The following is a 14882-nucleotide window of genomic DNA, read 5'->3' on the forward strand; positions in this document are numbered from 1 at the left end:
GCGTCAGAACTTGAACCCGATCGTCGCGAAGGCCGAGCGGCCCGGCGCGATCGTCGCATAATGCGAGGTATAGGCCTGGGTGAAATAGGTCTCGTCGGTTACGTTGTTCACGTTCACGCTCAGATCGATATTGTCGGTGACCTTGTAGCTCAGCCGCGCGTCGAAACGCCAATATCCGGGGATCGTGCGCGACAGGACCTTGGTGGCGGGGACGACCGTCACCACGCCGGCCGCGTTCTGCGTCGCGCTGCGATTGTCCTGATAGCCGCCGAAGACGCGGCTGGTGTAGAAGGCGCCGCCGCCGACGCCGAGGCGGCTGGTCGGCTTGAGGTCCGCCCACAGCGTGAAGCTGTCCCTGGCCGTCTGCGTCGCCTGGCGCCCGGTATTGACCGAGGGCACCGCCACCACCTTTGCAGGCTGGACGGTCACGCCACCGACCACGACTGCCGGCGCCGTCAGCGCGGTGAAGCCGCCGTCGACGATCTTCGGGTCGAGGTGCGTGTAGCCGCCGAACACCGTCAGCCACTTGGTGACGTTGCCGTTGAAGTTGAACTCGACGCCGCGGATGCGGCGCTTGCCGACGAACTCGATCGTGTTGTCGGGACCGGTCACGCGGGCATTGTCGGTGTCGGTCTGGAACGCGGCGAGCGTGAGCGACAGCTGCTCGTCGAACAATGCGGCCTTGGCGCCGACCTCATAGGATTTTGTCTTCTCGACCTTGAGGCTGTCGAGCAGCGCAAGCGCCGCGGCGGTGTTGGTGGTGCCGAGCCCATTGCCCTCCTGGCCTTCGCCGAGCAGGCTGTTCGGCGGCGTCGCGGACGTCGCATAGCTGGCATAGAGGCTGGTGTTGGCCGTCGGCTTGAAGACCAGACCCGCCTGCCAGTTGAACAGATTGTCGGTGCGGCTGAGGCTGAAGGTGCTCGTCGCGCTTGCGGCCTGGCCCGGGGTCACCTTGGATTCGAAGCGATCGAAGCGGCCGCCGAGGTTGAGCACCAGCGACGGGATGAGCGTGATCGAATCGAATGCGTAGACGGAGAGCGTCTTGGCGTCGTTCTGCGTCTCCGCGATCGGCAGCGAGCGGACGATCGGCGCGGTCGCGGTCGACGTGTCGGACGCGTAATTGACCCAGGGGTCGCTGGGGTTCGGGTCGAACAGGCTGGCGCAATAGAAGCGTGCGATCGACGCGGTGTTGCACCGGGGCGAGATCGTCGAGCCGGCCGAGAGGATCTCGACTCCGCTGGTGTTGAGGAAGCCGCGCGTGACGAAGGTGCCGCGGCGCGCCTTCTCCCAGCTCAGTTCGGTGCCGACGGCGAAGCTGTGCTTCACCGAGCCGGTCTCGAACGTGCCGTAGAGATCGGTCTGGTTGGTCAGTGCCTCGGTATAGCCGTAGCGTGTGTTGCCGCGCCGCCAGACATAGCCGCCGGTCAACACGTCGCCGCGCGCGCCCGCGGCGCCGGTCGTCGGGTTCGTCGCCGCGGTGCCGAAGACATTGCCCTGGCTGTCGTCGGGCAGCAGGAAGATATAGGCCTGATCGTTGCGGCTGAAGCGCGAGCTGTTGCGCAGCGTCACCGCGCCGAAATCATGCTCGACGCGCAGCGTCACCTGGTGCGTGGTCGCATCGCGGAAGTCGCGCGACTTGAGGCCGTAGAAGGTTTCGCGAGCGACGTGCCCGGTGACGCCGCCGATGGTGGTGATGTCGCCGATCGCCGGTTCGGAATAGAGCTCGCCAGTCCCCGGAGCATTGGCGATCGTGTAGAGGAAGGGGATCCCGCTGTCGGGAAGCTCGTGGCTCTCCAGATAATAATAAGCGAGCGTCATGCGCGTATCGCTGTTCAGCCCGAGCGTGAACGACGGCGCCACGCCCCAGCGACGCGACCAGATCGCGTCGCGGCCGGCGACGTCCTGATCGTGCCACATGGCAGCCACGCGGACGCCGATCATGTCGGTGAGCTGCTGGTTCACGTCGAGCGTCGCGCGCTTATAGTCGGCGGTGCCGAAGCTGCCGGCGGCCTTCACGAAATTGCCTGCGACGGGAAGCTTGGTGACGACGTTGATCGATCCGCCCGCGCTGCCGCGACCGCCCAGCGTCGAATCCGAGCCGCGCACGATCTGGACCTGTTCGACGGCGAATACTTCGCGGGTCTGGGCGGCGATGTCGCGCACGCCGTCGACGAAGCTGCTGCCCTGGCTGTCGAAGCCGCGGATGAAGGGACGGTCGCCGATCGGATTGCCGCCCTCCGCGGCGCCGAAGGTGATGCCGGGGACGGTGCGCAGCGCGTCGGCCAGGCTCGCCGAGCCGGTCTGCTCGATCACCTGCTCGGGCAGCACCACCACCGAGCGCGGCGTGTTGACCAGCTTCGCGGTGGCCTTGGGGCTGTCGCGCTGCTCCAGCTGACCGGTGACGACGATCTGGCCCTGGTCCTGCTCGTCATTCTTCCCGCCCGGCGACTTGTCGTCGGAGCCGGCATGCGCCGGCGCGCTGGCGATGAAGCCGACGCAGGCAAGCGCGAGGAAGGCCGGCGATGCGGCGGGCGTGGAACGCGTCACGAAAAGATCCCCCTGATGGTCTCGTTTCGCGCTCAGCTATTGCGAGGCGTTCGCAGAGTCAACGATAATGCGAGCGATTATCAACTTTGTCGCAAAATGTCGCGAACAGGCTGCGCGACCAGCCATGTCCGCAGCGCGCTCGCCAGGTTGGGAGGGTCTTCGGCCTGGATCCGGGCATGGTCGATCGCGGCGATCAGCGCGTTGAGCGGAAGCGACCGCGCCGCCGCGGCGCGCTCCAGCGCTTCCCAGAATATCGGTTCGAGGCTGATCGAGGTCTGGTGCCCGGCGATCGTCACCGAGCGCTTCACCGGCCCCGCGAAGCCGCCGGGGGGCGGCTCGATCGTCATTCGCTATCGAACAAAGCCGCCAGCTGCTCGACCATCGTTCCGGCGAGCTGCTCGGCGTCCATGATCGTGACGGCGCGGCTGTAATAGCGCGTCACGTCGTGCCCGATGCCGATCGCGACGAGCTCGACCGGCGAGCGCGCCTCGATCCAGCCGATCACCTGGCGGAGATGCCGCTCGAGATAGGAGCCCGAATTGACCGACAGCGTCGAATCGTCGACCGGCGCGCCGTCGGAGATCACCATCAGGATCTTGCGTTCCTCGGCGCGCCCGATCATCCGCTGATGCGCCCAGAGCAGGGCCTCGCCGTCGATATTCTCCTTGAGCAGCCCCTCGCGCATCATCAGCCCGAGCGACCTCTTGGCGCGGCGCCATGGTTCGTCGGCCTGCTTGTAGACGATGTGGCGGATGTCGTTGAGCCGCCCGGGCTGGGGCGGGCGACCTTCGGCGAGCCACTTCTCGCGCGCCTGGCCACCCTTCCACGCGCGCGTGGTGAAGCCGAGGATCTCGGTCTTGACGCCGACGCGCTCGAGCGTGCGCGCCAGGATGTCGGCGCTGATCGCGGCGATCGAGATCGGCCGCCCGCGCATCGATCCCGAATTGTCGATCAGCAAAGTGACGACGGTGTCGCGGAATTCGGTGTCGCGCTCGATCTTGTACGACAGCGACTGCATCGGATTGACCACGACGCGCGCCAGCCGCGCCGCGTCGAGCAGCCCCTCGTCCTGGTCGAAATCCCAGCTGCGCGACTGTTGCGCCATCAGCCGGCGCTGGAGCCGGTTGGCGAGCTTGGTGACCGCGCCCTGCAGATGGACGAGCTGCTGGTCGAGATAGGAGCGCAGCCGGTCGAGCTCTTCGGGGTCGCACAGCTCGGTCGCGGCGATCACTTCGTCGAACTGGGTCGTGTAGGGCCGGTATTCGAACTGCGGCGGCAGGTCGCTCCACGGGCGATTGGGGCGGACGGGCATCATGCCCTCCTCGCCATCGTCGCCGGGTTCGCCGTCGCCATCGTCCATCGCCTCGGACTGGCTGTCTTCGCCTTCGTCCGCCTCGTCCGATTCGCGCTGCTCGCCGCGCGCCTCGACTTCGCCCTCGCCCTGCTGGGCCTCGCTGTCGCCTTCCTCGTCGCCGGGTTCGTCCCGGTCGTCGGTGCCCTCGTCCTCGCCGCCGCCCTCATCGGCTTCGTCGGGGATCATCTCGCCTTCGACGAGCTCGAGGTCCTGGAGCAATTTGGTGGCGAGGCTGGCAAAGGCCTGCTGGTCGTCGATCGTCAGCGCGAGCGCGTCGAGGTCGCTTCCTGCGCGCTCCTCGATCCAGTCGCGGATCAGCGCCATGCCCATGGCGGCGCTTGCCGGCGCCTCGCGCCCGGTCAGCCGCTCGCGGACCATCAGCCCCAACGCGGTCGACAGCGGCACTTCCTCGCGGTTGCGCGCGCGGGCGATCGGGTCCGAGCGGAGGCGGACGCCCAGCGAATGCTCGAGATTGTCGGCGATCCCCGCATAGCCGCGCGAGCCGAGCGCTTCGACCCGCGCCGTCTCTACCGCGTCGAACACCGCGCGCGCCACCGGCTCCTTGGGTGCGCTGCGCAGGTGCATCGCATTGTCGTGATGCTTGATCCTGAGCGCGAAGCCGTCCGCGAAGCCGCGCGCCTCGGCCACCTGGTCCGCGGGCAAGGTGCGCGACGGCATCGGCACCTTGATGCTGCGCCCGTCCTGCCGCGGTGCCTCGGAGGTGAAGGCGAGCTCGGCCTCCGCCTCGCCCGACAGCGCGCGCGCGGTGCCGCCCAGCACGTTGCGCAGCTGCTCGAGGGGAGAGTCGGCGGCCATACGCCCTCAGGCCTTGGAAACGACGCTCTCGGGGAGGTCCTTCCCGAACACGCGCTGATAATATTCGGCGACCTGCGCGCGCTCGGCCTCGTCGCACTTGTTGAGGAACGAGAGGCGGAAGGCGAAGCCGACATCGCCGAAGATCAGCGCGTTCTGCGCCCAGGTGATCACGGTGCGCGGGCTCATCACGGTCGAGATGTCGCCGGCGATGAAGCCCTTCCGGGTGAGATCGGCGACGCGGACCATGTTGTCGACGACTTCCTTGCCGCCCGGCTTGTCATACTCGCCCGATTTGGCGAGCACGATCTGCGCCTCGACCGCGGCGGGGAGATAGTTGAGCGTCACCACCACGTTCCAGCGGTCCATCTGGCCCTGGTTGATCTGCTGGGTGCCGTGATAGAGGCCGCTGGTGTCGCCGAGGCCCACCGTGTTGGCGGTGGCGAACAGGCGGAACCACGGATTCGGGCGGATCACGCGGTTCTGGTCGAGCAGGGTCAATTTGCCCTCGGTCTCGAGCACGCGCTGGATCACGAACATCACGTCGGGGCGGCCGGCGTCATATTCGTCGAATACCAATGCAGTCGGCGTCTGGATCGCCCAGGGAAGCAGGCCTTCGCGGAATTCGGTGACCTGTTGGCCGTCCTTGAGCACGATCGCGTCGCGGCCGATCAGGTCGATACGCGAGATATGCGCGTCGAGGTTGATGCGGATGCACGGCCAGTTGAGCCGCGCGGCGACCTGTTCGATGTGCGTCGACTTGCCGGTGCCATGATAGCCCTGGATCATCACGCGGCGGTTGTGCGCGAATCCGGCGAGCACCGCGAGCGTGGTGTCGGCGTCGAACACATAAGCGGGATCGAGATCGGGCACGCGCTCGTCGGCCTCGCTGAAGGCGGGGCATTCCATGTCCGAATCGATGCCGAAGATATCGCGCACCTTCACCATCTTGTCGGGCGCGTCGAGGATCGTCGTCTCGCGACTGTCGGGCTGGGTGTTGGGGATGTCGGCCATCATCGCTTCCTGCAAGAACGCCTTGCGAGTTAGTGAGGCCTTTGCCGCACCGCAACGTCAAAGCGCAGGGGGCCTCCGCCTATCAGTCGTTGGAGAAGACGGGAAGACCAAACAGATCGACGAAGCGTTGCCCGAGCGCGATATCGCCCGTCACCACCACCCGGCCCTCGCGCATCGATTCAATCAGAGGCGCGCGGCCATAGAAGGTCGCCGCCAGCTTTGATGGCTCGCCCGCGAAGATCACGTCGGCGCCCTCGGGGTCGCGCCGTTCGATCTCCAGCATGCCCGAGACGATCGTTGCGCGGAACGGCTCGCCGCCGATGCGGAAGCCGAGATCGGGGGCGAAGTCCGGATCGGCCGCATGGTTCATCATCGTCCGGAGCGAGAGCATGAAGGCGGTGTTGCTGAGCGGCAAAGTCACGTCGTGCGCAGGCGATCCCGCCGCCCAGCGGCTCAGCGCGAAGATCGGCTCCTCGAGCGCGCGGCCCCATTTGGTGAGCTCATAGACCTGCGCGTTGGCGGGCGAGGGGAGGGCGCGTCTGCGCAGGATGCCGGCCTTCTCCATCCCCTCCAGCCGCTGGGTGAGGATGTTGGCGCTCAGCCCCTCGAGCGCGCCGCGGATCTCGCCGAAGCGACGGCCGCCGAGCAGCAACTCGCGCACGATCAGCAGCGCCCAGCGCTCGCCGATCAGATCCATCGCCAGCGCCGTCCCGCAGGCGTCGCGATACCAGCGGCGCATCTGACCCAGATCGTTGTTAGTTATTTTTTGTGACTTCATAGTTGCTTTTTGTAACTGAGTCGCGCATCAAGATCAAGAAAGCGATTCGCGACACCCGAAAAGCGGAGGTTTGCATGACGATCGAAACGATCCTGCCCCCGGCTGAGGAACTCGCGGCGCGCGCAAGGTCGCGCTGGCCGGGCGAGAGCGCCGAATATCGCGTGGCGCGGACCGCGCTGCTCGCCGAGGAGATCGAACTTCGTCGCCATATCGAGCGGGTCGCCGAGCAGCGCCGCGCGCTGCCACCTGGGCCCGAAGTCGCGCGGGACTACCGCTTCGAAGGTGCCGAGGGGCCGGTGACCCTGGCCGAGCTGTTCGGGGACAAGGACACGCTCGTCGTCTACACCTACATGTTCGGGCCGCAGCGCGCGCGGCCGTGCCCGATGTGCACGTCGCTGCTCTCGGCCTGGGAAGGCGAGGCGCTCGACATCCAGCAGCGCGTGGCGCTCGCGGTGACGGCGCGGTCGCCGCTCGACACGCTCCGCGCCTTCGCCGAGGAGCGCGGCTGGCGGCATCTTCCGCTCTATTCGGACGTTGAGCAGGCGTTCAGCCGCGATTTTTGGGCTGTCACCCCCGATGGAGACGACATCCCGCAACTGCTCGTCTTCTCTCGCCGCGACGGCACGATCCGCTTCTTCTGGGCGGGCGAGATGGACGACGGCACGGCCGACCCCGGCCAGGATCCGCGCGGCGCACCCGATTTGATGCCGCTCTGGACGATACTCGATTCCACCCCCGAGGGACGCGGCGCAGGCTGGTACCCGTCGCTCACCTACCCGACCAAGTGAAAAGGAGAGAACGATGCCGCAGATGATCTTCGTGAACCTGCCCGTGACCGACCTGGCCAAGTCGACCGCGTTCTACGAGGCGATCGGCTGCACCAAGGATCCGCGCTTCAGCAACGAAGTCGCGAGCGCGATGCAACTCTCCGACGAGATCGTGTTCATGATTTTGTCGCAGGACTTCTTCAAGACCTTCACGCCGAAGCCGATCGCCGACGCGCATGCGACGACCGAGGTGCTGATCGCGCTGTCGCGCGACAGCCGCGAGGCGGTCGACGCGATCGTCGAGGCGGCCGACGCCGCGGGCGGCAAGGCCGATATCCGCGAGAAGCAGGACATGGGCTTCATGTACGGCCGCAGCTTCGAGGATCCGGACGGGCACGTCTTCGAGCCGGTGTTCATGGACATGGAAGCCGCGATGGCCAGCTTCCCCGAAGGGCCGGCGCACGAGCCGGCCTGAGCGCCCGAGACAGGAGAGGTAAAATGGACAAGCAACTCACTACGTGCCTCTGGTACAATTACACCGCCGAGGAAGCCGCGAACTTCTATGTCTCGCTGCTTCCCGATAGCCGCGTCACTCGCGTCCAGCGCACGCCGTCCGACACGCCCTCGCAGAAGCAGGGCGAGGTGATCGTGGTCGAGTTCGAGCTGCTGGGGCAGAAGTTCATCGGCCTGAACGGCGGACCCCAGTTCCAGCACAGCGAGGCGGTCAGCTTCGTGATCCACACCGACAGCCAGGAAGAGACCGACAAATATTGGAACGCGATCGTCGGCAATGGCGGCCAGGAATCGCAGTGCGGCTGGTGCAAGGACAAATGGGGCGTCAACTGGCAGGTCACGCCCAAGCGGCTGGTCGAGCTGGTCTTCGCCAATCCCGATGCGGCCGCGAGCAAGCGCGCGATGGATGCGATGATGCAGATGCGCAAGATCGACATCGCGACGATCGAAGCCGCCGCGGCTGCGGCCTGAGGAGGCGAGCATGACCGGCCATCCGACGATCAGCGCCTTCAACTGGGTGCCCGATTTCGCCCGCGGGCTCGTCCGCGACCTCCGCGTCCGATGGGCGCTGGAGGAGGCGGGGAAGGGCTATCAGGTGCGCAAGCTCGATCCGCGCGTCGAGCGCCCGGCGGACTATTTCACCGAGCAGCCCTTTGGGCAGGTGCCGTCGTACAACGACAATGAAGTCCACCTGTTCGAATCCGGTGCGATCGTTCTGCACATCGGGAAGACGAGCGAGGCGCTGCTTCCCGCCGATGCGAACGAACGCGCCCGGGCCACCGCCTGGGTGTTCGCGGCGCTCAACAGCATCGAGCCCTATATCCAGCAGCTCGCGACGATCGACCTGTTCGATCCCGGTGCGGACTGGGCGAAGGCGCGGCGGCCCGAAGTGGTGAAAATGATCCGGGGCCGACTCCAGCGGCTGGCCGATCATCTCGGGACGCGCGACTGGCTGGAGGAGCGCTTCACCGCCGGCGACCTGATGATGGTCACCGTGCTGCGTATCCTGCGCGGCACGGGTCTGGTAGAAGAGCAGCCGACGCTCGCGGCCTATCAGGCGCGCGGCGAGGCACGCCCCGCCTTCCAGCGCGCATTGGCCGCGCAGTTCGCCGATTTCGAACCGGAGCCTGCGGCCGCCTGAGTGCTGCGAACAGAAAAGGAGAAGGATGATGGCTTATATCGATGGATTCGTCGTGCCCGTGTCCGAGGGCAAGAAGGAAGCGTATCGCGAGATGGCCGCTACGGCCGCACCGATCTTCCGCGAGCATGGCGCGACGCAAGTGGTCGAGGCCTGGGGCAACGACCTCCCCCGCGGCAAGGCCACCGATTTCTTCATGGCAGTCAAGGCCGAGGAAGGCGAGAATGTCGTCTTCTCGTGGATCATCTGGCCCGACAAGGCGGCGCGCGATGCCGGCTGGGAGAAGGTGATGGCCGACGAGCGGATGAAGCCCCCGGCCGAGATGCCCTTCGACGGCAAGCGCATGTTCTGGGGCGGCTTCGAGCCGATCGTCCAGGAAGGGTGAGATACATGTTCCTCCCCGAGCTTCGCTCGGGGAGGGGGACCGCGCCCGCAGGGCGTGGTGGAGGGGCCGGCGCAGCCGGATACTTCTCGTCTAGTTGACGCCGCTGACGCGGCGCCCCTCCACCATCGCTTTGCGATGGTCCCCCTCCCCGAGGCGAGCTCGGGGAGGATTTGGAAGGAAATCATCATGACCAATCCCCATGGCACGCCGATCTGGTACGAGCTGATGACCAGCGATCCCGACGCGGCGCAGGCATTCTACGGCGATGTGATCGGCTGGACCGTCGGTCCCTTCGCGGGCGCGACCGACGGCCCGCAGGACTATCGCATCTTCACGGCGCCCGACGGCGAAGGCGTCGGCGGCATGATGAAGTCGCCCGAGGGCGGACCGCCGCCCGGCTGGTTCAGTTATATCGGCGTCGACGACGTCGATGCGGCGGTGGCGAAGATCACCAAGGCGGGCGGCAGCGTCCATATGCCGCCGACCGATCTCGAGGGCGTCGGCCGGATGGCGATGGTCGCCGATCCGCAGGGCGTGGTCTTCTACGTCATGAAGGGTTCGAGCCCCGAAGGCAGCACTTCGTACAAGCGCATGGCTCCCGGCCATGCCGAGTGGAACGAGCTGCTCGCGGCCGACGATGCCGCCGCGCTCGTCTTCTACGGCGAGCAGTTCGGCTGGAAGAAGGACGGCGCGATGCCGATGGGCGAGATGGGCGACTACAGCTTCCTCAGCCATGACGGCGGCGTGATCGGCGCGGTGATGAAGGCGCCCCCGGGCGAGCGCCCGCGCTGGAACTATTTCTTCCGCGTCGGCAGCATCGAGGGCACGAAGGCCCGGATCGAGACCGGCGGCGGTGCGATCATGATGGGCCCGATGGAGGTCCCCGGCGGCGACTGGGTGATCTACGCCACCGATCCGCAGGGCGCGCGCTTCGGCGTGGTGGGAAGCAAGGGCTGATGCTCGAGCTCTTCCTGCACCCCTTCTCCTCGTACAGCTGGAAGGTGCTGATCCCGCTCTACGAGAACGACACGCCGTTCACCTATCGGATGATCGAGGATCGGGCGAACGGCGCGGAACTGCATCGGCTCTGGCCGATCGGCAAGTTCCCGCTGCTGCTTGATGACGGCAAGCCGATCTACGAATCGAGCACGATCATCGAGCATCTCCAGTGCCACCATCCGGGGACGGTGCAGTTCGTGCCCGAGGGCGATGCCGGGATCGAGGTGCGGATGCTCGATCGCATCTTCGACAATCACGTCATGGGCCCGATGCAACGCGTGGTGGCCGATGCGCTGCGTCCGGCCGAGCGGCGCGATCCGGTCGGGGTGGAACAGGAGAGGAAAGCGCTCGACAAGATCTATGACTGGCTCGACGGCTGGATGGCCGGGCGGCAATGGGCAGCGGCGGACATGTTCTCGCTTGCCGACTGCGCCGCCGCGCCCGCGCTCTTCTACGCTGATTGGGTGCACGAGATCCCCGAGACGCTCGCGCATCTCCGCGCCTATCGCGCACGGCTGCTCGCCCGCCCGTCGGTCGCCCGCGCGGTCGACGAGGCGCGGCCCTATCGTTCCTATTTCCCTTTGGGCGCCCCCGACAGAGACTGAGGAGAGAGACGATGTCCGATACCAATCCGGTCCGCGAGCTGATGGTCGAGCGGCTGATCGACGCGCCGCCTTCGGCATTGTGGCGCGCCTATACCGAACATCTGAGCGAGTGGTTCTGCCCGAAGCCGTGGCGCGCCGAAGTGGTCGAGATGGACCTGCGCCCCGGCGGCCGCGCTGCGATCACCATGTACGGCCCGAACGGCGAGGTGGTGCCCAATGAGGGCGTCTATCTCGAAGTGATCCCCGAGCGGCGGATCGTGTTCACCGACGCCTTTACCGCCGGCTGGAATCCCGCGGGGCCGTTCATGGTCGGCTTTTTCGAGTTCGAGCCCGAAGGCGAGAAGACGCGTTACCGCGGCCGTGCGCGACACTGGAACGACGAGGCGCTGGAGCAGCACAGGACGATGGGCTTCGAGCAGGGCTGGTCGGCCGTCGCCGAGCAGCTCGAAGCGGTGGCGAAGCGCCTCGCGGAAACGGCCGATGCGTAGGGTGATCGGCGGCGTGTTCCAGTCGCTCGACGGCGTGATGCAGGCGCCGGGCGGGCCTAGCGAGGACTGGACCGGCGGCTTCGAACTCGGCGGCTGGTCGGTCAGCTTCTGGGACGAGGCGATGGGCAATGCGATGGGCAAGCTGTTCGGCGGCCCGTTCGATCTGCTGCTCGGCCGCAAGACCTATGAGATATTCGCCGCGCACTGGCCCTATGTCGGACCCGACGACCCGATCGGCCCGGCCTTCGACAAGGCCAACAAATATGTCCTCACCCGGGGGCAGGAGCCGCTCGAATGGCAGAACAGTCACCGCGTCGGCAGCATCGAGGCGGTGGCCGATATCAAGGCGGGCGAGGGGCCGGACATCCTGATCCAGGGCAGTACCACGCTTTATCCGGGGCTGTTCGCGGCGGGGCTGGTCGATCGGCTGTTCGTGATGACCTTCCCCGTGGTGCTGGGCGGCGGCAAGCGGCTGTTCGGGGATGGCACGCCGCCCTTTGCGCTCCGGATGGTCGAGCACGAGACGTGTACGACCGGGGTGACGATGGCGACCTACGATGCCGATCGGCAGCTTCCAGATGCAGGAGCCGAGCGCGCGCGAGCAGGCGCGCCAGGAGCGGATGAAGCGCGAGGGGTAGGCGGGCCGCAACACGCCCCTCCCTGCTTGCAGGGAGGGGTAGGGGGTGGGTGCGCGCGTCTGCGCGCTCAAAAGACTCATTGCCGAGGAAAAAGACTCATTGCCGAGGAAGAAGCATCGGACGAGGCATCGAGCCTCGCCCAATGCTACCCACCCCTTGATCCCCTCCCTTGCAGGGAGGGGAAAATGAACGTCGATCTATCCCAGGGGCCTTAAGCGAAAGCCGGCGCGCTCTTGAGTTGCTGGTAGGCGGCGATCACTTCCTGCAATTTGGCCTCGTGCGTGCGGTCGCCGCCGTTGCGGTCGGGGTGGTAGCGGCGGACCAGCTCCGAATAGCGCTTCCGGAGCGCCATGCGGTCGGCGTCGATCTCGAGCGCGAGCGTGCGCATCGCCTCGCGGTCCTTGCCCGACAGCGGCTTGCCGTCCTTGCGCCCGGCCTGGTCCTTCATCTTCTCGCGGAAGCGCGCGCCGATCGCATCGAGCGGGTCGGCGAAATCGGCCCAGCGCGGCGGGCGGTCGGCGCCGCCGGTGGCGTTGAACGCGCGGGTCTCGCGCTCCCAGCCGGCCAGCGGGCTCTGCGCGTCGTGGATCTCGTCGGGGCTCATGCCGGCGAAGAAATTGTAGCCCGAGTTGAATGCGCGGACGTGATCGAGGCACAGCCAGCGATATTCGCCGGGGCCATCGAAGCCGTGCCGCGCGCCGTTGGCGGGCGCGCGGAACTCGCCCGGCTCGTTGCAGCCCGGCTCGGCGCACAGCCGCCCCTTCGCCTCCACGCGGCCGTGGAAGCGGGCATTGGGTCGATCTTTTCTGGGCTGGCCCTGGGCCACGCTACCTCCCTCGAACAAACGCCCTATATAGGCGCGATGACCGACCCTGCCAGCGGCCCGCTCGCCGACATCATCGCCGCCCGTCTCACCGCCGCGCTCGCCCCGACGCAGCTCGAGGTGATCAACGACAGCCACCATCATTCGGGCCATCTCGGCGACGACGGCACCGGCGAATCGCATTGGACGGTGGTGGTGGAGAGCGGGGCCTTCGAAGGGCTTTCGCGCGTTCAGCGGCAGCGATTGGTCAACAATGCGCTCGCCGATCTGCTCGCCGGCCGCATCCACGCGCTCGCGATCAGGGCCCGCGCACCCGGAGAATAGCCATGACGGCGTACAAGCTCTGGTACTGGGCCGAGATCCAGGGAAGGGGCGAGTTCGTCAGGCTGGCGATGGAGGCGGGCGACATCGCCTATATCGACATGGCGCGCGAGCACGGCTCCGAAGCGCTGATCGCTGACATGGAGGCGCGCAAGTACCGTACGCCCTTCGCGCCGCCCTATCTCGACACGGGCAGCCAGGTGATCGCGCAGGTCGCCAATATCCTGCTCTATCTCGGCGAGCGGCACGGCATCGCGCCCTCGGACGAAGCCGGGCGGCGCTGGCTCCACGAGGTTCAACTGACCATCACCGATTTCGTCGCCGAAGTGCATCAGGTCCACCATCCGGTGGGCGTCGGGCTCTATTACGAGGACCAGAAGGCCGAGGCGGCGCGCTTCGCCGAGGAATTCCGCGAGGAGCGCATGCCCAAATTCCTCGGCTGGTTCGAGCGTTCGATCGAAGGCGAATGGCTGACCGGCGATCGGTGGAGCTATGGCGACACCTCGCTCTTCCAACTGATCGAGGGCCTCCACTACATGTTCCCGAGGCGGATGAAGGCGATCGAGGGCGACACTCCGAAACTCCTCGCGATCCGCGACCGCGTCGCGCGGCTGCCGGGTATCGCCGCCTATTGCCAGAGCGACCGCCGCATCGGCTTCAATATCCAGGGCATCTTCCGCCACTATCCCGAGCTTGACGCAGGCTGATCGGAAAATCTGTCTTTCCAAACTGTGGCTGTCCGCTGCGGTCGCACCGGGCTATGCCGGGGCCGACCGGAGGAAGCGATGCGCGAAGACCTGATCACCATGACGATCGAGCCGACCACCCATGATCTGGGCGGGTTCAAGGTTCATCGTACCCTGCCGTCGCGGCCGCGGACGATGGTGGGGCCTTTCATCTTCTTCGACCAGATGGGGCCGGCGCATCTCGCGGTGGGCACCGGCATCGACGTGCGCCCGCATCCGCACATCAACCTCGCCACGGTGACCTATCTCTTCGCCGGCGCGATCGACCATCGCGACTCGCTCGGCACCTTCGCGACGATCGAGCCCGGCGCGGTCAATCTGATGACGGCGGGGCGCGGCATCGTCCATTCGGAGCGCTCGCCCTCGGCCGAGCGCGCGAAGGGCCCCGAGCTCTCGGGCATCCAGACCTGGCTCGCTTTGCCCGAGGCGCAGGAAGAGACGGATCCGGCCTTCGAGCATGTCGCTGCTGCCGAACTGCCGGTGATCGAGGCGCGCGGCGTCAAGGCGCGGGTGATCATGGGGTCGCTATGGGGCGCCGCGGCGCCGACCACCACCTACGCCCAGACCATCTATGCCGATATCGCGCTCGAGCCCGGCGCGAGCATCCCCATCGACGCTAATGCCGACGAGCGCGCGCTCTACGTCGCGATGGGCGAGGCGAGCCTGGACGGGATGCCTTTGGTGCCGATGACGCTCTACGTCCTGCGCCCCGGCGTCGCCGCGACGCTGCGGTCGGACCGAGGCGGCCGCGTGATGCTGTGCGGCGGCGAGGCTTTCGCGACGCCGCGCCACGTCTGGTGGAACTTCGTCTCGTCGAGCCGCGACCGGATCAACCAGGCCAAGGAGGAGTGGAAGGCGGGGAGCTTCCCCAAGGTCCCCGGTGACGACAAGGAATGGATCCCGATTCCCGAAGTGCCCAAGACGGTGAGCTATCCGTAATTCAGAGAAAGCCC

Annotated in this window: 18 protein-coding genes; 12 read left to right on the top strand and 6 right to left on the bottom strand. The window is 66.9% G+C overall.

Annotated elements, in window-relative coordinates:
• Positions 1 to 3: 3 nt before the first annotated feature.
• From MT490_RS05160 to MT490_RS05180, 5 genes are all read right to left on the bottom strand, one after another.
• Positions 4 to 2547 (bottom strand): TonB-dependent receptor, encoded by a 2544-nt coding sequence (locus MT490_RS05160; protein ID WP_297384861.1) that lies wholly within the window; start codon positions 2545 to 2547, stop codon positions 4 to 6.
• 80 nt (positions 2548 to 2627) lie between these two features.
• The gene (locus MT490_RS05165) at positions 2628 to 2894 is read right to left on the bottom strand and encodes a ribbon-helix-helix domain-containing protein (RefSeq protein ID WP_297384863.1); all 267 of its coding nucleotides are present in this window, start codon (positions 2892 to 2894) and stop codon (positions 2628 to 2630) included.
• Positions 2891 to 4717 carry a cobaltochelatase subunit CobT gene (gene cobT, locus MT490_RS05170; protein ID WP_297384864.1) on the bottom strand — a complete coding sequence of 609 codons (1827 nt, stop codon included), beginning with the start codon at positions 4715 to 4717 and terminating at the stop codon, positions 2891 to 2893. The genes MT490_RS05165 and cobT overlap by 4 nt, the downstream gene beginning before the upstream one ends.
• Positions 4718 to 4723: 6 nt before the next feature.
• On the bottom strand, positions 4724 to 5728 hold the full coding sequence (cobS, locus tag MT490_RS05175) for a cobaltochelatase subunit CobS (RefSeq protein ID WP_297384866.1): 1005 nt from the start codon (positions 5726 to 5728) through the stop codon (positions 4724 to 4726).
• Positions 5729 to 5810: 82 nt separating this feature from the next.
• The gene (locus MT490_RS05180; protein ID WP_297384868.1) at positions 5811 to 6506 is read right to left on the bottom strand and encodes a winged helix-turn-helix transcriptional regulator; all 696 of its coding nucleotides are present in this window, start codon (positions 6504 to 6506) and stop codon (positions 5811 to 5813) included.
• Between the two features lie 74 nt (positions 6507 to 6580).
• Here MT490_RS05180 and MT490_RS05185 point away from each other — a divergent pair, with 74 nt between their 5' ends.
• The 9 genes from MT490_RS05185 to MT490_RS05225 all read left to right on the top strand — a co-directional run bounded on the left by MT490_RS05185 (position 6581) and on the right by MT490_RS05225 (position 12254).
• Positions 6581 to 7294, top strand: coding sequence for a DUF899 family protein (locus MT490_RS05185; protein ID WP_297384870.1), 714 nt, complete (start codon positions 6581 to 6583; stop codon positions 7292 to 7294).
• Between the two features lie 13 nt (positions 7295 to 7307).
• Entirely contained in the window at positions 7308 to 7748 is a 441-nt protein-coding gene (locus MT490_RS05190) for a VOC family protein (protein WP_297384871.1), read from the top strand.
• Positions 7749 to 7771: 23 nt separating this feature from the next.
• Positions 7772 to 8257, top strand: coding sequence for a VOC family protein (locus MT490_RS05195; protein ID WP_297384872.1), 486 nt, complete (start codon positions 7772 to 7774; stop codon positions 8255 to 8257).
• Between the two features lie 10 nt (positions 8258 to 8267).
• Entirely contained in the window at positions 8268 to 8927 is a 660-nt protein-coding gene (locus tag MT490_RS05200; RefSeq protein ID WP_297384873.1) for a glutathione S-transferase family protein, read from the top strand.
• Between the two features lie 28 nt (positions 8928 to 8955).
• Positions 8956 to 9309 carry a DUF1428 domain-containing protein gene (locus MT490_RS05205; RefSeq protein WP_297384875.1) on the top strand — a complete coding sequence of 118 codons (354 nt, stop codon included), beginning with the start codon at positions 8956 to 8958 and terminating at the stop codon, positions 9307 to 9309.
• A 186-nt stretch (positions 9310 to 9495) separates the two neighbouring features.
• Positions 9496 to 10266 (top strand): VOC family protein, encoded by a 771-nt coding sequence (locus MT490_RS05210; RefSeq protein WP_297384877.1) that lies wholly within the window; start codon positions 9496 to 9498, stop codon positions 10264 to 10266.
• Entirely contained in the window at positions 10263 to 10913 is a 651-nt protein-coding gene (locus MT490_RS05215) for a glutathione S-transferase family protein (protein ID WP_297384896.1), read from the top strand. The genes MT490_RS05210 and MT490_RS05215 overlap by 4 nt, the downstream gene beginning before the upstream one ends.
• A gap of 11 nt (positions 10914 to 10924) precedes the next feature.
• Positions 10925 to 11401 (top strand): SRPBCC family protein, encoded by a 477-nt coding sequence (locus tag MT490_RS05220; protein WP_297384879.1) that lies wholly within the window; start codon positions 10925 to 10927, stop codon positions 11399 to 11401.
• Positions 11394 to 12254 carry a dihydrofolate reductase family protein gene (locus MT490_RS05225; RefSeq protein WP_297384881.1) on the top strand — a complete coding sequence of 287 codons (861 nt, stop codon included), beginning with the start codon at positions 11394 to 11396 and terminating at the stop codon, positions 12252 to 12254. Before MT490_RS05220 ends, MT490_RS05225 begins: the two co-directional genes overlap by 8 nt.
• On the opposite strand, the gene MT490_RS05230 is transcribed toward MT490_RS05225, so the two are convergent.
• Positions 12251 to 12865, bottom strand: coding sequence for a J domain-containing protein (locus tag MT490_RS05230; protein WP_297384882.1), 615 nt, complete (start codon positions 12863 to 12865; stop codon positions 12251 to 12253). The genes MT490_RS05225 and MT490_RS05230 overlap by 4 nt on opposite strands.
• Before the next feature lie 36 nt (positions 12866 to 12901).
• Here MT490_RS05230 and MT490_RS05235 point away from each other — a divergent pair, with 36 nt between their 5' ends.
• The 3 genes from MT490_RS05235 (at position 12902) to MT490_RS05245 (ending at position 14868) form a co-directional block, all read left to right on the top strand.
• Positions 12902 to 13186 carry a BolA family protein gene (locus tag MT490_RS05235; RefSeq protein ID WP_297384884.1) on the top strand — a complete coding sequence of 95 codons (285 nt, stop codon included), beginning with the start codon at positions 12902 to 12904 and terminating at the stop codon, positions 13184 to 13186.
• A gap of 2 nt (positions 13187 to 13188) precedes the next feature.
• Complete coding sequence (locus MT490_RS05240) at positions 13189 to 13890, top strand: glutathione S-transferase (protein WP_297384886.1); 702 nt, start codon at positions 13189 to 13191, stop codon at positions 13888 to 13890.
• A 78-nt stretch (positions 13891 to 13968) separates the two neighbouring features.
• Positions 13969 to 14868 carry a pirin family protein gene (locus MT490_RS05245; RefSeq protein WP_297384888.1) on the top strand — a complete coding sequence of 300 codons (900 nt, stop codon included), beginning with the start codon at positions 13969 to 13971 and terminating at the stop codon, positions 14866 to 14868.
• The last annotated feature ends 14 nt before the right edge of the window (positions 14869 to 14882 follow it).

Origin of the sequence: Sphingomonas sp., from assembly GCF_026460985.1 — a bacterium.
GTDB lineage: Bacteria > Pseudomonadota > Alphaproteobacteria > Sphingomonadales > Sphingomonadaceae > Sphingomonas.